At 38.4% G+C, this 19,632-nt stretch carries 15 protein-coding genes; 12 read left to right on the top strand and 3 right to left on the bottom strand.

Annotation, left to right across the window (positions count from 1 at the left end; genetic code table 11):
- The first annotated feature begins 56 nt into the window (after positions 1 to 56).
- Entirely contained in the window at positions 57 to 2,903 is a 2,847-nt protein-coding gene (locus D0817_RS09920; protein ID WP_127338236.1) for a pectate lyase family protein, read from the top strand.
- Positions 2,904 to 2,972: 69 nt separating this feature from the next.
- Here the strand turns inward: D0817_RS09920 and amaB are convergent, their stop codons facing one another.
- Positions 2,973 to 4,526, bottom strand: coding sequence for an L-piperidine-6-carboxylate dehydrogenase (gene amaB, locus D0817_RS09915; RefSeq protein ID WP_127338235.1), 1,554 nt, complete (start codon positions 4,524 to 4,526; stop codon positions 2,973 to 2,975).
- Positions 4,527 to 4,707: 181 nt separating this feature from the next.
- Between amaB and D0817_RS09910 the strand changes: the two genes are divergently transcribed.
- Positions 4,708 to 5,667, top strand: coding sequence for an MBL fold metallo-hydrolase (locus D0817_RS09910; RefSeq protein ID WP_127338234.1), 960 nt, complete (start codon positions 4,708 to 4,710; stop codon positions 5,665 to 5,667).
- A gap of 59 nt (positions 5,668 to 5,726) precedes the next feature.
- Here D0817_RS09910 and D0817_RS09905 read toward each other — a convergent pair whose 3' ends face one another.
- Positions 5,727 to 6,266, bottom strand: coding sequence for a 3-hydroxyanthranilate 3,4-dioxygenase (locus D0817_RS09905; protein ID WP_127338233.1), 540 nt, complete (start codon positions 6,264 to 6,266; stop codon positions 5,727 to 5,729).
- A gap of 162 nt (positions 6,267 to 6,428) precedes the next feature.
- Positions 6,429 to 7,526 carry an endonuclease/exonuclease/phosphatase family protein gene (locus tag D0817_RS09900; protein ID WP_127338232.1) on the bottom strand — a complete coding sequence of 366 codons (1,098 nt, stop codon included), beginning with the start codon at positions 7,524 to 7,526 and terminating at the stop codon, positions 6,429 to 6,431.
- Positions 7,527 to 7,664: 138 nt separating this feature from the next.
- Between D0817_RS09900 and D0817_RS09895 the strand changes: the two genes are divergently transcribed.
- From D0817_RS09895 to D0817_RS09850, 10 genes are all read left to right on the top strand, one after another.
- The gene (locus tag D0817_RS09895; RefSeq protein WP_161568423.1) at positions 7,665 to 8,468 is read left to right on the top strand and encodes a serine hydrolase domain-containing protein; all 804 of its coding nucleotides are present in this window, start codon (positions 7,665 to 7,667) and stop codon (positions 8,466 to 8,468) included.
- Entirely contained in the window at positions 8,447 to 8,737 is a 291-nt protein-coding gene (locus D0817_RS09890) for a hypothetical protein (protein WP_127338230.1), read from the top strand. The genes D0817_RS09895 and D0817_RS09890 overlap by 22 nt, the downstream gene beginning before the upstream one ends.
- A 154-nt stretch (positions 8,738 to 8,891) precedes the next feature.
- Positions 8,892 to 9,791, top strand: a complete 900-nt coding sequence (locus tag D0817_RS09885) for a S66 peptidase family protein (RefSeq protein ID WP_127338229.1) — start codon at positions 8,892 to 8,894, stop codon at positions 9,789 to 9,791.
- A 180-nt stretch (positions 9,792 to 9,971) separates the two neighbouring features.
- Positions 9,972 to 10,331: a YraN family protein gene (locus D0817_RS09880; protein WP_127338228.1), complete on the top strand. Its 360-nt coding sequence runs from the start codon at positions 9,972 to 9,974 to the stop codon at positions 10,329 to 10,331.
- Positions 10,332 to 10,449: 118 nt separating this feature from the next.
- Complete coding sequence (locus D0817_RS09875) at positions 10,450 to 11,106, top strand: aspartate kinase (protein WP_042564741.1); 657 nt, start codon at positions 10,450 to 10,452, stop codon at positions 11,104 to 11,106.
- A gap of 375 nt (positions 11,107 to 11,481) precedes the next feature.
- Positions 11,482 to 12,045, top strand: a complete 564-nt coding sequence (locus D0817_RS09870) for an RNA polymerase sigma factor (RefSeq protein ID WP_127338227.1) — start codon at positions 11,482 to 11,484, stop codon at positions 12,043 to 12,045.
- A 350-nt stretch (positions 12,046 to 12,395) separates the two neighbouring features.
- Positions 12,396 to 13,577 carry a FecR family protein gene (locus D0817_RS09865; RefSeq protein WP_127338226.1) on the top strand — a complete coding sequence of 394 codons (1,182 nt, stop codon included), beginning with the start codon at positions 12,396 to 12,398 and terminating at the stop codon, positions 13,575 to 13,577.
- 130 nt (positions 13,578 to 13,707) lie between these two features.
- Entirely contained in the window at positions 13,708 to 16,974 is a 3,267-nt protein-coding gene (locus tag D0817_RS09860) for a TonB-dependent receptor (protein ID WP_127338225.1), read from the top strand.
- An 8-nt stretch (positions 16,975 to 16,982) separates the two neighbouring features.
- Entirely contained in the window at positions 16,983 to 18,500 is a 1,518-nt protein-coding gene (locus D0817_RS09855; RefSeq protein WP_127338224.1) for a RagB/SusD family nutrient uptake outer membrane protein, read from the top strand.
- 12 nt (positions 18,501 to 18,512) lie between these two features.
- Positions 18,513 to 19,625, top strand: coding sequence for a SusE domain-containing protein (locus D0817_RS09850; protein WP_127338223.1), 1,113 nt, complete (start codon positions 18,513 to 18,515; stop codon positions 19,623 to 19,625).
- Positions 19,626 to 19,632 lie beyond the last annotated feature (7 nt).

Below are 19,632 nucleotides of genomic sequence, written 5' to 3'. Positions count from 1 at the left end.
CTAAAAACCACAAAAAACCACTTTTGATTATTTACTAACTTTAAAAACTAACCACAATGAAAAAAAACTTACTTTTTCTGGCTGCTTTTCTCATAGCAATTCAGACATGGGCACAACAAGTTCAAATTACAGAATCTTCCGGATGGCTCGAATCAGCATTTGTAAAATGGCAGCCTGTCAGCAATGCTCAGAGTTACAATGTGTATTACACAGGGGAGGGAATCACCGACCGCAAAATAGACGATCAGCTGATCAGGAGTTATGGCAGCTATTTTCGTGCTGATATTCCGGGTCTTAAGGCAGGATCTTACACAGTAAAAGTAAAACCGGTGATTTCGGGAACAGAAGGAACCGGTAGCACAACAGGTAATTTAACCGTTGCAGCCCAAGATCGTAACGGATTTGCCTTTGACAGCGGAAGGGTTCCCGGAGGCTACAAAATTGATGGAACTGCGAAAGATAACGCTGTAATCGTATACATCACACAGAATACCAAAAATACGGTTTCTATGAATATTACAGGAGCCAGTACGAATCCTTGTGTTGGCCTGCAAAATATATTATATGCGATAAAAAAAGGTCAGGATACGCGCCCTTTTATCTTCCGTCTCATAGGAAACATTACGGATCTGACCGTAATGGAGGGAGGTGACATTGTGATAGAAAATGCCAATAACGCTTCGAGTTACATAACTTTTGAGGGTGTTGGTACTGATGCAGTTGCCAATGGCTGGGGCGTTCGTCTTAAATCAGCTTCCAACATTGAAGTCAGCAATCTGGGTTTTATGAACTGTAACAGTACTGCCGGAGATAATGTTGGAATGCAGCAAAATAATGATCACGTCTGGGTACACAACTGCGATTTATTTTACGGAGACGCCGGCAGCGATGCAGATCAGATAAAGGGTGACGGTGCTTTAGACAATAAAACATCAACCTATATCACTTTATCATACAATCACTTTTGGGATAGTGGAAAAGCAAGTTTACTAGGATTAAGCGAAGGAACAACAGCCGGCTTGTACATTACCTATCACCACAATTGGTTCGACCACTCGGATTCACGTCACCCGCGTGTTCGCTACTATTCGGCTCACATTTACAACAATTATTTTGATGGTGTTGCAAAGTATGGTTCGGGTTCTACTTTGGGCTCTTCCCTATTTATAGAAGGTAATTATTTCAGAAACAGCAAACATCCAATGTTGACTTCGCTTCAGGGAACTGATATCTGGGACGAAGCCAATCAGGTCAATAATGCCGGAACAATGGGAACATTCTCCGGTGAAGCCGGAGGTTCGATTAAAGCGTTCAACAATACTTTTGATGCTGATATTGCCACTAACAATATGCGTTTTGTAGCTTATGGAGATACTAATCCGCTTTATAACATTTCCGGTAAAATTAGTTCAACCACCGACTTTGATGCGTATGTAGCCTCATCAAGAGGTGAAGTGGTGAGCAGTACTGTGAAATCAAAATCAGGCGCCAATACCTATAATAATTTCGATACTAATGCAGCACTTTATGTTAAAAACCTAACTGTAGAACAACCTGTTACAGCCAAAACCAAAACAATTCAATATTCAGGGCGTGTTTCCGGTGGTGACTTAAAATGGACTTTTAATAATGCAACAGATGACAAATCGTCGCTTGTAATTTCAGCATTAAAATCAGCACTGACCAACTATACAAGTACCTTAGTTGCCGTACAAGGTGAATCAAATCCTCCGGCTGGTTCACAAACGCTAAGTTCAGGTACAAACAATAACCAGTCCGTGACAAGCGGCTCAGCTATTGGCACGATCGTATTTACCTGGGGAGGAACTGCGACAGACGCCACCGTAACAGGATTACCTGCATCAGGAATCAGTTTTGTCAAAAATACAACGGCCAAAACAATTACGATTACGGGAACACCCACCGCAACCGTATCCTATTCGATCGCCACAACCGGTACTGCAGGTTCACCAGCAAACGGTTCAGGAACAATAACGGTTACAGCAGCCGGCAATCAAACACTGACTTCAACAAGCAATAACAACCAGACGGTAGCAAGCGGTACAGCAATTGGTTCGATTGTTTTCACCTGGGGTGGAAATGCGACAGACGCCACTGTAACCGGTTTACCGGCAGCCGGTCTTAGTTTTGTAAAAAATACTACTGCTAAAACCATTACCATTACCGGTACACCAACGGCAACAGTATCGTATTCTATTGCCACTACCGGAACTGCCGGTACACCGGCAACAGGTTCCGGAACTATAACCGTAACTACTGGCGGAGGTTCTTCCGGAAATCAAATACACAATTTTACAACATCAGGAAAAACAAGCTCTTTTTATTTCATTACAGGAAATATGAACTCTACTGCAGGATCTGTAACTTATGCCGGATTATCGTTAACGGCACGTTTAAAAATTGAATCCAGTACTTCTATAACGTATACTACAACGGCCGCTTCTACTTTAACTTTGGTATTTGATTCTAATTTTACCGGAACAATAAAAGTAAACAATGTATCGTATACTGCTGCAGCCGGAATCGTTACAGCATCAATCCCTGCCGGAACAAATACGATCACCAAAGGATCGGTTGCTAATTTATTTTATATCAGTACAGCCTATAGCGGTGGAACTTTGCGTGTAGCACAAAATGAAGCAAAAAAACCTGAAACTGCAAAAGCACTAGTTTATCCTAATCCTGTTTCAGCAACTTTATATGTGTCAAATTCAGGTCAAAGCATACAAAAAGTCGAAATTTATAATATGTCCGCTTCCTTAGTTAAAACTTCAGGAAAAGGCAGTGAAACAATCGATGTAAGCAATTTAAGTCCGGGAACGTATTTTGCTAAAATACATACTTCAGAAGGTACTTTTAGTCAAACTATTATAAAGAAATAATAGCATAGATTCTCGTCAAAAAAAAGGCTTCCAACAATGGAAGCCTTTTTTAGTATTTAAATCAAAATATTACAAATCAAATTTGATTCCCTGTGCCAATGGCAGACTGGTGGTATAATTGATCGTATTGGTCTGACGTCTCATGTATATTTTCCAGGCATCCGAACCTGATTCGCGACCGCCTCCGGTTTCTTTTTCTCCTCCAAAAGCACCTCCGATTTCAGCTCCGGAAGTTCCAATATTTACATTAGCAATTCCACAGTCAGATCCTGTAACCGACAGGAATCTTTCTGCTTCGCGCAAATTATTCGTCATAATTGCAGACGATAATCCTTGTGCTACTCCATTTTGAACATCAATTGCATTTTCTACATCTCCGGAATATTTCACCAAGTATAAAACCGGTGCAAAAGTTTCGTGCTGCACAATTTCAAATGAATTCTGAGCTTCTGCAATGGCTGGTTTTACATAACAGCCGCTCTCGTAGCCTTCGCCTGAAAGCACTCCGCCTTCTACAAGAATACTTCCGCCTTCTGCTACTACTTTATTTAAGGCCTGTGCATACATCGCTACGGCATGGGTATCGATTAGCGGTCCGACATGATTATTTTCGTCAAGCGGATTTCCGATTCTTAATTGTTTGTAAGCGGCTACCAAAGCATCTCTTACTTTATCATAAATACTTTCGTGAATGATTAATCTTCGTGTTGAAGTACAACGTTGCCCTGCAGTTCCTACAGCTCCAAAAACGGCACCGATAACTGTCATTTTGATATCAGCATCCGGAGTAACGATAATGGCATTATTTCCTCCTAATTCCAATAATGATTTTCCTAAACGACCTGCAACAGTCTGTGCCACAATTTTTCCCATTCGGGTGGAACCTGTAGCGGAAATTAAAGGAATACGGATATCAGCCGTCATTAGCTCTCCTATTTTGTAATCCCCATTGATCAGACATGAAATTCCTTCCGGCAAATTATTTTCTTTAATTACCTGCGCCATAATATTTTGACAGGCAATTCCACAAAGCGGTGTTTTCTCTGAAGGTTTCCAAACACACACATCTCCTGAAATCCAGGCCAAAGCCGTATTCCACGCCCATACTGCCACCGGAAAGTTAAAGGCGGAAATAATTCCAACAACTCCCAAAGAATGATATTGCTCGTACATACGGTGTCCCGGTCTCTCCGAGTGCATCGTCAATCCGTGAAGCTGACGTGACAAACCAACCGCAAAGTCGCAGATGTCAATCATTTCCTGTACTTCCCCGTACCCTTCCTGAAGTGATTTTCCCATTTCGTAAGAAACCAATTTACCAAGAGCTTCTTTGTTCTGACGCAATTTTTCTCCAAACTGACGAACAATTTCACCACGCTGCGGAGCCGGAATTAGTCTAAAAGTCTTGAAAGCAGCTGTTGCCGACTGCATAACTTTTTCATAATCTTCAGCCGTTGATGTTTTTACGGAAGCAATTAATTTTCCATCCACCGGCGAATAACTTTCTAAGATTTCTCCTGATGAAAAGTTCTGCAAACCTGTAGATGTTCCTTCATTTATCGTTTTGATGCCCAATTTTTCCAGAGCCTCATTCATTCCAAATTGTGATGCTATTGTTGTCATTGTAACTTTTTTAGTTAAAATTGTTATATTTTTTTGTAAAGATATTGTTTCGAGTTGAATTTTAATTTAATTATGTTGTTAAAAACAAAGTAAATTTAGGGTTATTAAACAGGAATTATAAAAGTATCTGGTAATTTATTGCCATTATTTAATGAAATTTACGTCATCAAATTATTTAGACATGACATTTTTCAATAAAGTTCTGATCTGTTTTCTTTTATTATCTGGTTCGGCTTTTTCTCAAAAACTACAACAAGCAGCTTTTCAGGTTGTTCCTCTGGGAGTAAAAGGAGGTATTGACGAAAAAAATCTTTCCGCATATTTGCTGGCGCCGGCAAAAACCAACGATTATATCTGTCTTGATGCCGGCACTGTAAACGCCGGAATCGAAAAAGCCATTGAAAAGAAAACATTCAAAATCTCCACCAGCGAGGTCCTCCGAAAATACATCAAAGGGTATTTGATTTCCCACGCCCATTTGGACCATGTATCGGGTTTGATTATAAATTCCCCTGCTGACTCTTCAAAGACTGTTTATGCCACTGGTAAGTGCATGGAAATGATGGAAAATCATTATTTCAACGATCAGACCTGGGCTAATTTTGGGGATCAGGGACCCGGACTTCCTTTGAAAAAATACCATTTCCAGACTTTGACGCCTAACGAAGAAACTCCTGTTACCAATACGACAATGGCCGTAAAAGCTTTTCCGTTAAGCCATGTAAACCCGTTTGAAAGTACTGCTTTTCTGATCAGAAATGGTGATAATTACGCTTTGTATTTGGGAGATACAGGACCGGATGAAGTAGAAAAAAGCACCCATTTAAAAGAGTTATGGGCAGCGATTGCGCCACTGGTTAAAAACAAACAACTGAAAGGAATTTTTATTGAAGTTTCATTCCCCAACGAACAGCCGGATAAATTTTTATTTGGGCATTTGACTCCGAATTATTTAATGAAAGAACTTCATGTTCTGGAAGAACTAGCCGGAAAAGATACCTTGAAAGGTTTTAAAATTATTGTTACCCATTTAAAACCGCCAAACAAAAACATTAGTAAAATTAAAGAACAGCTCAAAAGTCAAAATGATTTGGGAGTGCAGCTCATTTATCCGGAGCAAGGAAAACGTTTTGATTTATAGGAATTATCTAAACCCGACAGGTTTTAAAAACCTGTCAGGTTTGAAATTCGATAAGGTCATTATTTTTTCGCTACAAATCGGGGATCAGATTCCATAACGGTTCCGCAGTTATCACAGGTTCTTAGCTCTTCTGAATTATAAAAATGTTCGAAATGCGGCAGGAAATCTTTTTCGATATTGTGCAATTCGAAATGCACTTCGTATAATTTATGATTGCAATTATCACAATGCCAAAGTAAACCGTCAGTATACCCTTTTCCGGCGCGTTTACGCTCGATCACCAGACCAATAGAACCTTCGGAACGAACCGGAGAATGTGGGATTTTTGCAGGATGAAGGTACATATCACCTGCATTTAAAATCATTTCTTTACGCTCTCCATCTTCCTGAATTACAACTTTTATACTTCCTTCCAACTGGTAAAAAAGTTCTTCAGTTTCGTTATAGTGATAATCTTTTCTGGCGTTTGGTCCTGCAACAATCATGACGATATAATCACCCGAATCTACGTAAAGATTTTTATTCCCAACCGGTGGTTTCAATAATTGACGATTTTCCTCAATCCATTTGGTGAGGTTGAAAGGTTTTGCTATTGCCATTTTATCCTTAATTTATATAATTGCTAAGTTAGGGAAAAGTTTTCAGTCGCAGTCTCGGTTTACAGTTTAAAAACCGGGATTCAGTTTTCAGTCTCAGTCACAGTTTACAGTCTAAAACCTGAACCTACACTGGAAACTGTGACTGAGACTGAATACTGAGACTTACTTAACTTCTTTTATCAGATACAGATAAACCGGAAAGTGATCACTGAAACCCACTTCCGTTAAAGTATGCCGTAACGGATATCCTTTGTATTTTCCGGAGGTTTGAATAAGATAGGGTTTATTGAAAATTCCCGCTTTCCAGAATTTGAAAGAATCAAAGTCCGGTTTTATTAAAGATTCGGAGAGTATGATCTGATCGAAAATATCCCAGGAATCCCTAAAAGCAAGCGTTCCCATTCCTCTTGCCAACATTTCTTCAAACGGATTAAAAATACCAAATTCTGGTACGTCAGATTTTTTTCCTTTGGCTCCTAAAGCAATTTTAAAGCTTCTATTATAGGGGCCATCATTGAAATCCCCCATGGAAATTACCTTAGCATCGGGATTTATGTGCTGTAAGGAGTCGATAATTTTTCGGTTTAAAACCCCGGCAGCTTCCCGGTATTTAGCTGTTGCCTTTTCTCCTCCTGACCGCGAAGGCCAGTGATTGACAATTATACTTATTTCTTCCCCTTCCAAAAATCCTGTAATTAAAAGCTGGTCTCTCGTAAAAACCCGATTGTTGGGAGCCACTATAACCTTTTCTTCCACTGAGTCTACTTCTGTTTTTTCTTCTTTTACAGTACTCCTGTTTTTATAGATGTTTAAAGGGATATTCGAAAGGGAAGTCGGTCTGAAAAATTTCTTCTGATACAATAAAGCAACATCGATTCCGCGTTTGTCAGGAGAATCAAAATGAATGATTCCATAATCATAGGGCTGTAATTGGGGCTGCCGGATCAAATCTTCCAGAACGCCCCGGTTTTCAATTTCAGAACCTCCTATCAAAACAGGTGCATTGGTGTTTTCAGGCATTCCGATTTCGGACAAGACCCTGACAAGGTTCTTTAATTTCTGCCGGTATTTTGCATCCGTCCAGTTTTGTAGTCCGGCCGGAGTCCATTCATCGTCATTGGTTGCGGGATCGTTGATGGTGTCAAAAAGATTTTCGAAATTGTAGAACGCAACGGTATGTATTTTAAACTTTTTAGGCTGGGCAAATCCCCATGATAGTACAAAAAACAAAAAGAGAGAAAACCTGATAATCTTACCCATATTACTTAACGAATTTAAAAAGGCACAATTTAGCAAATTAATTATTTGTAAGAAATTTATATTAATTTTATTTTGAATTTAATTTTTGTTTCTCTCAAAATGCTTGTAACTTGCCTGCAAAACCTGACACGCTACAAAATGAAAAAAATATTTGTATTTGCCCTTTATCTTATCTTTACAACAACTTTTTACGGGCAAAAAAACAGTTCATTTGCAGACAGCATCAGAATAAAACACAAAATTCCGGAACTGGCTTATGCTGTTGTCTCTTCAGATTCTGTATTGGAGATTCAGGCCTTAGGAAACCAGCGTTACAATACTTCTTATAAAGCAAAAATAGATGATCGCTTTCGTTTAGGATCCATAACCAAAACAGTTACAAGTTATATAGCAACGCTTTTGGTCAAAGAAGGAAAAATAAAATGGGACACCAAATTTTTTGATTTGTTCCCTGAATTAAAAGCAAAGAGCAATCCGGCCACTTATGATTTTACACTGCAGGACTTTTTAACTTTCAAGGCGAATCTTGACACCTGGTCTTACGGGAATGAAACTCCAACCCCAAAAGAAATCAAAGGAAACAGCCAGCAGCAACGCTATGAATTTATCGGGTGGTTTTTTCAGCAAAAGCCGATTACGGAGAAGCAAGAGATCTATTGGTCCAATCCAGCTTATGTGGCGGCAGGATTAATGCTTGAAAAAGCAACCGGAAAAACCTATGAGACGCTGGTACACGAGCTAGGAAAATCGTTAAACATTGCTTTTGATTTTGGGCAACCGAATCTAAAAGACAAAAATCAGCCCTGGGGACATTATGAAAATCTAAAACCCGAAAAACCGGCTTTGATTATAAACTCAACTGGCTTTCATCAGCAGGAAATATCAATGTCACTCTACCCGATTATTGTAAGTTTACGCAAATGCAGCTTCAGGGACTACTAGGAAAATCAAAATTACTGACAGCTGACGAGTTCAACTTCATGCATTATGGCTTTCCTGGATTTTCCTTTGGATGGCAATCAGAAATCAAAGAAAAAAGTCAGTTAAAATATTCCTTTCACAATGGAAATCCGGGAACATTTTTAACCAAAGTGTATCTTTGTCCCGCCATTAATAAAGCTTTCCTTATTTTTGCCAACATACAATCTGAAGAAGCCGATAAAGGATTAATGCTTCTTTTAGAGGAATTACAAAAACAATATGGCGGTTAATTCTAGCCGGAATCTTAAAAATAATTTATAATTTTAAGCAAAAGATATTATGAACACGAGCTGCTTTCAACATATAAAGAAACGTTTTACCCTTTGTAAAATCGTATTTCTTACTTTTGCCTTACATTCATTCACCTGTCAATCCCAACAAAAGATGATTACACCACCTTATTTACAAAAAGGAGATACAGTAGCTATTTTAGCAACAGCCAGAAAAAATATAGATGATAATCTTAAACCTACCATAGACTTATTGCACAGCTGGGGCTTAGAAGCCGTAATTGGAAGCACTATCGGTCTTGATGTAAATCAATTGGCCGGGACTGACGAACAACGTGCTGCAGATTTTCAGAAACAATTGGACAATCCAAACATCAAAGCCATTTGGTGTGTCCGTGGGGGATATGGAACGGTGAGAATGATTGATCTTTTGGATTTTACCAAATTCAGACAACATCCAAAATGGATTATTGGATTCAGCGACGTTACCGTTTTGCACAATCACCTGAATACGATGGGTTATAAATCTATACATGGAGTGATGCCGGTCACTATTCCGCGTGCTACTCCGGCCGCGATCAGTTCGATGAAAGCAGGTCTATTTGGTGAACCTCTGTCCTATACTGTCGGGCCGGATAAAATGAATCGTTATGGAAAAGCAACCGGAGAATTGGTAGGTGGAAATTTATCGATACTCTATAGTTTATTAGGCTCACCATCTGCCATAGATTGCAAGGATAAAATTTTATTTATTGAAGATCTGGACGAATACCTTTATCATATTGACCGTATGATGACGAACCTGAGACGTAACGGCTGTATCGAAAACCTCAAAGGAATAATTGTTGGTGGGATGACTAAAATGAAGGACAACGAAGTGCCGTGGGGTAAAAATGCTGTTGAAATCGTAGATGATGTCACCAAAAAATACAATATTCCGGTAATTTTCAATTTCCCGGCCGGTCATATTCAGGACAACAGGGCTTTAATCATGGGAAGTACTATTACCATAGAAGTTAATGAATCCGGAAGTACTGTTATTTTTCAAAAATAATACTTCACCACAATTTCCTTAATTAGGGAAGAATTTAAATACCACAATAAATCACGCAAAGACGCAAAGTCGCAAAGTTCGAAATGAATTACTTTGCGACTTTGCGTCTTTGCGTGCCATCATAATTTACAAAAAAAATTCCAAACTGAGACTGAAACTGAGACTAAAAAAACTAAAAAAATGGCCGAACACAACGAACTCGGAAAAAAAGGAGAAGAACTTGCCGTAGCCTTCCTTCAGGAAAACGGTTATGAAATTCTGGAGCGCAACTGGACCTTTCAGAAGGCTGAAATAGATATAATCGCCCAAAAAGAAAATATTCTGACCATCATTGAAGTCAAAACCAGATCAAGTATCGATTTTGGTTTACCACAGGATTTTGTCAAACCTAAAAAAATTCAGTTACTCGTAAAAGCAGTAAATGCCTACATAAACTATAGGGAAATAGATTTTGAAGTAAGATTTGACATCATTGCGATACAAAAAATCAACGAATCATTTGCAATTGAACATCTTACAGACGCTTTTTATCATTTTTAACATAATTTTTTATTGTTATAATTTTAACAAATTGTTTTTTTATTTATATTTGCAGAGTTTTATAACATCGTGCTGTTAACTAAAACCAACCAATCAAGTTACCAAAAAAAAAAAAACTATGAAAACCGTTTCTTCCATTGTAGAAAATTACATTAAAACAAAACCCTTTTTATTGAATGCGTTATCGCTTGGAATTATCAATCTCACTTCTTTGTCGCGGAACATTATGACCGAACTGGAAAGTGAATTTGGCAAAGAAGTAAAACAAGGCGCTGTTGTAATGTCTCTTAAACGGCTCACAGAAGAATTAGATTTTAAACTGAACCATAAAATCAACAAAGTCATCAAGAACATTGGGGAGATTACGGTTCGTTCAGAATTAACGGATTATACTTTTGCAGCTTCGGAAACTGTTTTAAACAAACAAGCAGATCTGATCTCTGATATTAATGTTTTATCTGATATTTTTTACACCTCATCGCGTGGTGTTAACGAAACTAATATTGTGGTCAGCAGCAGTGTTAATCATTTGGTTGAGAAACACTTTATGCGTGAAAAACTAATTCAGAAATTAGATAATCTTGCATCCATCACTGTGAAATTGCCTAAGGAAAATATTGTTGTTCCCGGTATTTATTACTTTATATTTCAGCGTCTGGCCTGGGAAGGAATTATTATCAATGAGGTCATTTCGACTTCAAATGAATTCACCATTCTGGTTGGGGAAGATCAGGTTGATGTTGCTTTTAAAGTGATTAAAGATTTGAAAAACTAAATCTAAAACAACACAAAATTTACCAAAACACAGAATCCTTTTCTCTTTTAAGGTTTAAAAGAGAAAAGGATTTTTTAGGTTTATAAACTTTTGATCGCCTTAATTTAATACACACAAATAAGAATATTCTCAAAAGTATCTTTTACGATTAAATTGCAAAACTCAAAAGCGTCAAAATGACACTTGCTTATAAAGAGTGACTTACAGGCGTTTATTCTTCATTTAATAAAAAAACTAACAAAAATTAAGAAATAAGTTTTTTTAGTTATAATTTGTTGAGAATAATATTTTTATATATTTGCTAACCAGGCAAACAATCACACCACCCATTTAGAGTCATAATATAATTAGAACTAAACAAGACTAATTAAATTAATGTTAGAAGCGAACAACCATAGCGAAAAATTATTGGTCAGTGAACTTAAAAACGGTAACGAAAAAGCATTTCGTACCCTTTTTGATTTATACTATCAGGACATCTATGGATACAGCATCAGTATTTTGAAATCGAAAGAAGCTGCAGAAGAAAATGTTCAGGACGTTTTTATGAAAGTCTGGATGAACCGCGAAAATCTAAATCCGGAACAATCTTTTAAGGCTTATATTTTTACCATTGCCCGAAATCAGGCTTTTAATTTCTTAAATAAGGCAGCAAACGATATATTGCTCAAAGAAGAGATTTTTTATGAAAGCCAGAAATCACATGAATACGGAGATTATTCAATCCGGGAAGCCGATTGCAAAAAACTCCACAAGCAGGCTATGAATCAATTGCCTCCCAAGCGAAAGCAAATTTTCAAAATGTCACGAAAGAAAGGCATGAGTTACGAAGAAATAAGTCAGGAACTCGGCATCTCTATAAATACAGTCAGGAACCAGATGAGCAAAGCGTTAGAATCGATGCGGGTCTTTTTTCAGGTTCATGACGAAATTGTCTAAACCAAAAAACCACAGTTAACCAATTAAATCACTCTTTCCGGGTGATTTTTTTTGTTATAGCCGCAGAGGGCGCGAGGATCTACGCAAGGTAAGCTACCTTTTAAATACAGAGCAACATACTTTGTGTATTCCGCAAATGCGATTTCTCCCTTCGGTCGAAGTGACAAAATGATCCGATTCTGTAAAAAAAACCAAAAATTTTATTTTGTTAAAAATCCCGGCAAAATAAGCCCTTTACAAGCTTTATTATATTTCAGAAATGTTAAATTTTAAAAATTTACAACGTTTGAGTAGTACTCAACTTCTTTTCAACTGTATTATATCAGAACCGGACCTAAAACCAATTCGAAATGAATTCAAATTCTGAAATAAAAAACCTTTTACAAAAATTTGTTTTAAACCAATGTACACCCGAAGAAATAAATGAGGTAATTGCCTATTATAAAAAAAATAAACTGACGGATGATTTTCCTACGGTAGGAGATATTCAAGATCTGCTTGCTGAAATGCCAAAAATGAATTCGCAAACGGCTGATGACATTTTCCTGAACATTCTTCAGGCTTCAAAAGAAAACGAAACTACAATAAGCATCTCTTCCGGGAAGTCAAATTTCAGAAAGTATATTTCAATAGCTGCTTCTGTACTGGTTTTATTCGGAATTGGTTTTGCTGTTTACAAACAGAACATTACTGATAAAACACCGCAACATAAATTTGATTTTAAAAGCACCGATATTGTTTTGCAGTTAGAAGACGGTAATGTTCAGATTATTTCTGAAGATCATACCATACAGGTAAGAGATTCAAAAGGAAATATTGTTGGAAATCAAAGTGGAGACAAACTGGTTTATGAAAATAACTCTGATTTGGAAAAACTATCGTATAACACCATCAAAATCCCGTATGGTAAAAAGTTTCAGCTGCAATTGTCTGACGGAACTCTTGTTCACTTAAATTCAGGAACTACTTTAAAATATCCGGTAAAATTTATCGCCGGAGAAAACAGACAGGTTTTTCTTGAAGGAGAAGCGTTTTTTGATGTCGCGAAAGATAAAAAACATCCCTTTATTGTCAATGCAGACAAGCTGAATGTCCGCGTTCTTGGAACACACTTCAACGTTTCCAATTATCCGGAAGACGAATCGACAGACGTTGTACTGGTGGAAGGTTCTGTTGGAATGTACCGCTCCAATGAAGCATTTAATGCCGATCTCAATACCATCCTGAAGCCTGGATATAAAGGTAGTTTTGACAGGGAAAAGGACAAAATCTTTACCAAGCCGGTGTTGACCGATATTTATACTTCATGGATAAGTGGAGGCCTGACTTTCAGAAGCATGACCTTCAAAAATATCATTACAAAATTAGAAAGACGCTATAATGTTACGATCATCAACAAAAATGAAAATCTTGCCAATGAAAAATTCAATGCTAGTTTTAAAGAGGAATCAATAGAAAAAGTGATGAGTTACTTTAATGACATTCACGGCATTAATTACACGATAAAAAACAATCAAATACTAATTAAATAACCACCAGGCCAATGAAAAAACAGAAAGAATTAAAAGAGAGAGAATAAAAAAATCGGAAAGAGCTGCGAACAATTTCCGATTAACTAAGTGATTGAATATAACGAATTAACTACAATCAATTAACAAAATTATGAAAAAAAAATCAAAGAATACCGGGTTTTTATCCCGTGTGTTCCAAAATGACCTAAAATTGAAACTAACTACACTACTTATTTTGGTCGCCATGTTTAATATCCGGGGGAATACCTATGCCCAAAAGACAAAAGTATCCTTAGAATTAAACAATTCAACAATCGAAAAGGTTATTGAGACCATCGAACAAAAAACAGATTTCAGATTTATTTATAAACTGAGCGATATCGATTTGGACAGGGTAATTACTATTTCGGTAAAAGATCAGCCGATTGATATTGTTTTAAATAAACTTTTTAGAGGAACTCCAACCGAATTTAAGGTTAGGGATACCCAGATTATTCTAAAAAAGCCGGAACTTAAAACAGAAACGGTCAAATATGAGAAACAAACCATTTCGGGAATCATTACCGATGAAAATGGCCTGCCTTTGCCCGGCGCAACCGTTGTTGAGGAAGGAACAAAAAATAGTTTTGTAACCGATTTTGACGGAAAATATCAGCTTACTGTTGAAAGCAGTGCTTCTGTAATCGTAGTTTCTTTTGTGGGTTATAAAAACAAAAAGATTACTGCCAATCAGAAAGTAATTAATATCCAGCTTTTTCCTGACGCTACAGATTTACAGGAAATAGTAGTGGTCGGGTACGGATCTACGGCGAAAAAAGATGTTACGGGAGCCGTTTCTTCGATTGCTTCAAAAGACATGAACCAGGGGGCAATTGTAAATCCGTTACAACTGATTGCCGGAAAAGCAGCGGGTGTAAATATCACGCAGATCGGAAGTGAACCGGGTTCAGGACCAAGCGTGCGTATTAGAGGAATCGGCTCTTTGAGTGGAGGAAATGATCCCTTGGTCGTAGTAGACGGAATTCAGGGAAATATGGATTTGTTAAATCAGGTTCCGCCTAGCGAAATAGAAAGTATCGATGTTTTAAAAGACGCTTCTGCTACTGCCGTTTACGGTTCAAGAGGAGCACCCGGTGTAATCATTGTAACGACAAAAAAGAATAAAGCAGGAAAGACAACGATAGAATATATTGGTTCAACATCACTGGATTTTATTCCTAAAAAACTCGATATGTTAGATTCTGAGCAATGGTGGCAAACGGCTCAGTCTACTGGTACACCGGCTTCATCCAATCATGGTTCCAATACGGACTGGTATGGTCTTTTAACACAAACCGGGATCACACAAACACACACGCTGGCATTTGGCGGAGGAACGGACAAATTCAACTACAGAGCTTCTGTAACAGCTATTTTACAGGACGGTGTGGTCATTAACTCGAATAATAAAAAATACATAGGCCGTATTCAGGCCACCCAGACGGGTCTTAATGATAAATTAAAACTGACTTTTAATTTAACAAACGGGATTATCAACGGGAATAACAGCATTGGGGATATCGGAACTGCTGCTTACTCTTCAAATTTGATTACCAATGCTTATTTAATGAGACCAACAGATCCTGTTCTTAATCCTGACGGAAGTTACTTTACTGATCCAAATGTGTTTCAATATTTAAATCCTTATGCAGCGGCACAAACTGTTACGAATGAAAGACAGGAAGATAACCTGTTCGGAAGCCTGAAAGCAGATCTGGACTTAGCGAAAGGTTTAACAGCCAGCTGGTTTGGAAGCTGGAGAAAAACAAATAACATGTATGGTTATTATCTTCCCGCTGCCTCCACAAATGCCTATGCAATTGATCAGAAAGGATATGCTAACATTAGAAATGAAAAGCAAAATGAAAGATTAACGAATGCCAGTCTTACCTATAAAAGAACCTTTGGCATTCACAGCATCAATGCATTAGCCTTATACGAATGGCAAAATCAGACCTATCAGGGAAATTATGCACAGGCAAAAGGTTTTATCAGTGACAAAACAACTTATAATTCATTGCAGCTTGGTGATCTTTCGAAAGTTTCACCTAATGATATAACCTCGTACAAAAATGACAGAACCTTAGTGTCGTTTTTAGGGCGCGTGAATTATTCTTTGCTGAATCGTTATTTATTTACGGGAAGTTTCAGACGAGATGGTTCATCCGTATTTGGGGTCAATAATAAATGGGGGGATTTTCCATCTGCATCCGTAGCCTGGCAAATTAACAAGGAGTCTTTTATGGCCAACCAGACTTTGTTTAATGAACTGAAATTGCGTGCAGGATATGGTGTTACGGGAAATCAGCAAGGCCTTAGACCTCAAAACTCAATTGCGTTAGTAGGTCCAACGGGATTAACGTATTTTGGAGGTTCACAAATCAACAACTACAGTCCAAAACAAAATGCTAATCCTGATTTGCGATGGGAAACCAAAAAACAAACGAATGTTGGTCTTGACTTTGGACTTTTAGACAACAGATTAAGAGGTACGGTAGATGTTTACGATTCCAGAACAGATGATTTATTATTTGATTATACGCTGTCTCAGGTTAAGAATGATTATAATTATATTAAAGCTAACGTGGGAAGTATTTCAAATAAAGGTTTAGAGGTTTCTTTGGCGTATGATGTGATCCGAACAGAAAACAGCACACTTACACTAGGAGGGAATGTTTCCTTTATGAAAAATGAAGTCCTTAATTTAAGTGGAAGTTATAATGGTGAGTCTTTAACAACAGCTTATGTGGGCTGGGGAGCTGCAAACTCTTACCTGGTAAAAGGAAAACCGGTGGGAGCCTTTTATATCCTTCATTCTACAGGCGTAGACGGTAACAAAGCCGAAACTGTTGAAGATCGTGACGGAAGCGGAGGCGAAATCAATCAGAATGCCGACAGCCCGGACCGTTACTATGCGGGTTCAGCTTTACCAACCTATACATTTGCTTTTAGTCCTTCTTACCGATATAAGAATTTTGATGCTTCTATGTTATGGAGAGGCTCAGGAGGAAATAAAATTTACAATGCCCTTGGCCAGAGGCTAAGCATGCTGGAGAACGTTGGGAAATCAAATGTTTTGGACAGTGCTGTTGACAAAGGAATTGTGACTTCTACCTATGGTTCTGACTTATGGTTAGAAGACGGTTCTTTCATCCGTCTGGATAATGTTACAGCAGGATACAGTTTCCGTTTTACGGACAAATATTTTGAGTCTATCCGACTTTCGCTTACCGGAAATAATTTAGTCCTGATTACGGATTATACCGGTATGGATCCGGAATTGGATGTAAGCGGAAGCGGACAAAATTTTGGTGGCGACAAAGGATTTTATCCCCGTACCAGAAGTATTGCATTTGGTTTAACTGTAAAATTTAAATAGTACAAGAAATGAAAATTAAAAATATATTGTTGGCAGGAAGTATCTCTTTCCTTGCCCTCTTTAGCTGTACTGATGTTAGTGAAACAGTATACGATCAATATCCTGCAGATGAATTTTACGGAACTCCCGCAGGAACCAATAGTCTCCTTGCCAGTATTTATGCCCAGATTCCGGGAGAATTTACAAGAGATGGTTATACCGGTGTTGGCTATGCAGGAGCCGATAATGGCTGGTACGATATGAACTGTATGTCTTCTGACGAACAGGTGATTCCGCATCGAAATGACGGTAACTGGCAACAGGATTTTGCCCGTTTGCACAAACACGGCTGGCTGCCAAGCGAAGGTATTATTACCAATACCTGGAACTGGCTGTACAGATGTATTTTCAAAGCCAATTTAGCAATCGCCTTATTGGAAAAATCAAATGCAGACCCTTCAAAAATTGCCGAAGCTAAAGTAGCGCGTGCTTTTTTCTATTACCTGCTGATTGATGATTTCGGAGATGTTCCTTTTTATACCGACAATAATGTTGCTTCCGATAAAATTCCACAGGCAAGCCGTAAGGAAATCTATACTTTTATTGTAAAAGAACTGACCGAAAATGCCGAATTACTTTCGAATAATAAAGGCGGGGAATATTACGGAAGGTTCAATAAATGGGCCGCGTATACCGTACTGGCAAAAGTATATCTTAATGCGGAAGTCTATACCGGTGAAGCAAAATGGGCGGAATGTTTAGCAGCCTGTAACAAAGTAAGCGAAGGCGGATTTACACTTCACTCCGGTGCTGCTGATGCAGGCAGCCCACTTGGAAACAAGTACTATGAATTATTCGGTGATGTTTCCCCTCAGGACGAAACGATTTTATCTATTTACGCCACTATTGATGTGTTATCGCGTAATGTTTATGCCGTTAGAAGCCTTTATGGTGCTCATGGTATCACTGCACTAAAATACAACGGCTGGAATGGTACTATCGTTCCGAAACAATTTTACATGAAATATGACAATGCTGATATTCGTAAAAAACAGTTTTTAGCGGGTGAACAGCCAGGAGGTGTCAATTATACTATGGACGTTCAGTCTATCGATCTTCCGGGAGCAGATCCGCAAGCCGGGGTGCGTAATATTAAATTTTATCCGGCCGGGGCAAATACCGGAGGCGGAGCTTCTAATGATTTCCCAATCTACAGATATGCTGATATCATTTTAATGATGGCGGAGTGTAATGTTCGTTTAGGCAATCCGGGAGCGGCAAAACCTTTTGTAGATGCGGTCAGACAACGTGCAGGTCTTAATGCGCTGGATGCAAATCCGACACTTGATAACATTTATGACGAAAGAGGTTTTGAATTAAACTGGGAAGGTCACAGAAGACAGGATATGATTCGTTTTAATAAATTTTTATTACCTAACGAATTCAGAACAGCTACATCACCTGCTTTTAGAAAATTGTTCCCAATTCCAACCGCTGCCATAAATGCGAACACAGCACTAAAACAAAATCCGGGTTATCCGCAATAAAAACAAACTCTCATGAAAAAATATATAAATAAATTATTCATATTAGGCAGCTTGCTTTTTTTGGGTGCCTCCTGTGAAAGTGAATCTGCCCAGGTTACAACCTTAAAAACCGTTACTTTTCCAAGTACGCTTGTAGCCTCTTCCACCACATTAGTATTGACAGAAGATACTGCAGATGATTCTGTCGTGTTATTCTCATGGCCTGCGGTCCAGTTTCCTGTTGGTACGGCGGTTACGTATGCTTTACAAATTGATGTCATTTCAGATATTACCGGACCAACGGCCTGGCAAAAATCCAAACGAGTTGAAGTGGGTGAAGATGTTTTAAGCAAAGCCATTCTTGGAAAAGATTTAAACCAGATAGCCACAGACTTGGGACTTCTGCCTGAGCTTGCCGGAAAATTAGTCGTGCGTGTTGAAGCAAGCCTGGATCATAAAGTGTATTCGGATCCTCTTACCTTAAACATTACTCCATACGAAAGAAGTGTTGTTTTTGGCGAAATATATATGCCCGGAAGTTATCAGGGCTGGAGCATAGAAACTGCTGCTGCTTTAACTGCCATTCAAAAAGGGGTGTATCAGGGTTATATGACACTTCCGGTTGGACAGGGACGTGAATTCAAATTAAACAAGGAAAGAAACTGGGCCCAGTTTTATGGTGCCGGAGAAACGAATTCCGATATGAAAAACATGAGTGATGCTGACTTTCTGCTGCCGGCTGCCGGATCGTATCAGATGAAAGTAAATCTAAACACCCTGAAATGGACGGCTACTCCATATGCCTGGGGAATTGTGGGCCCTGCATCAGCAACAGCTGAACAAACAGCAGGTGACGCCAACTACGGATGGAATCACTCTGTTCCGATGTCGTATGACCATCAAACCAAAACGTGGAAAATCACTACTGATTTATTAGCGGGAGCATTAAAATTCAGATTGAATGATCAATGGACTATTAATTACGGACCGGCAGATGCTGCAACAAATACCGTAAATCTTGATAACGGAGGATCTTATACTATTGCTGAAGCAGGAACTTACGAAGTAACGTTCAAAATAGTGGAGACAGATCCGGCAACTACCGGTTATCCGGCAACTGCGATCTGTACCATCACAAAAAAATAAGTAAAAT

This window comes from Flavobacterium cupreum, assembly GCF_003996965.1.
Classification (GTDB): Bacteria; Bacteroidota; Bacteroidia; order Flavobacteriales; family Flavobacteriaceae; genus Flavobacterium; species Flavobacterium cupreum.
The sequence above is the reverse complement of the archived record's forward strand: the minus strand, read 5'-3'. Positions and strand labels throughout refer to the sequence as shown.

Bases quoted from the DNA above. Each gene is read 5' to 3' on its own strand.
- D0817_RS09885 (WP_127338229.1), top strand. From the start codon at position 8,892: ATGATTACACCACCTTATTTACAAAAAGGAGATACAGTAGCTATTTTA.
- D0817_RS09920 (WP_127338236.1), top strand. From the start codon at position 57: ATGAAAAAAAACTTACTTTTTCTGGCTGCTTTTCTCATAGCAATTCAG.
- D0817_RS09905 (WP_127338233.1), bottom strand. From the start codon at position 6,266: ATGGCAATAGCAAAACCTTTCAACCTCACCAAATGGATTGAGGAAAAT.
- amaB (WP_127338235.1), bottom strand. From the start codon at position 4,526: ATGACAACAATAGCATCACAATTTGGAATGAATGAGGCTCTGGAAAAA.
- D0817_RS09900 (WP_127338232.1), bottom strand. From the start codon at position 7,526: ATGGGTAAGATTATCAGGTTTTCTCTCTTTTTGTTTTTTGTACTATCA.
- D0817_RS09895 (WP_161568423.1), top strand. From the start codon at position 7,665: ATGAAAAAAATATTTGTATTTGCCCTTTATCTTATCTTTACAACAACT.
- D0817_RS09850 (WP_127338223.1), top strand. From the start codon at position 18,513: ATGAAAAAATATATAAATAAATTATTCATATTAGGCAGCTTGCTTTTT.
- D0817_RS09910 (WP_127338234.1), top strand. From the start codon at position 4,708: ATGACATTTTTCAATAAAGTTCTGATCTGTTTTCTTTTATTATCTGGT.
- D0817_RS09855 (WP_127338224.1), top strand. From the start codon at position 16,983: ATGAAAATTAAAAATATATTGTTGGCAGGAAGTATCTCTTTCCTTGCC.
- D0817_RS09860 (WP_127338225.1), top strand. From the start codon at position 13,708: ATGAAAAAAAAATCAAAGAATACCGGGTTTTTATCCCGTGTGTTCCAA.
- D0817_RS09870 (WP_127338227.1), top strand. From the start codon at position 11,482: ATGTTAGAAGCGAACAACCATAGCGAAAAATTATTGGTCAGTGAACTT.
- D0817_RS09875 (WP_042564741.1), top strand. From the start codon at position 10,450: ATGAAAACCGTTTCTTCCATTGTAGAAAATTACATTAAAACAAAACCC.
- D0817_RS09865 (WP_127338226.1), top strand. From the start codon at position 12,396: ATGAATTCAAATTCTGAAATAAAAAACCTTTTACAAAAATTTGTTTTA.
- D0817_RS09890 (WP_127338230.1), top strand. From the start codon at position 8,447: ATGCAGCTTCAGGGACTACTAGGAAAATCAAAATTACTGACAGCTGAC.
- D0817_RS09880 (WP_127338228.1), top strand. From the start codon at position 9,972: ATGGCCGAACACAACGAACTCGGAAAAAAAGGAGAAGAACTTGCCGTA.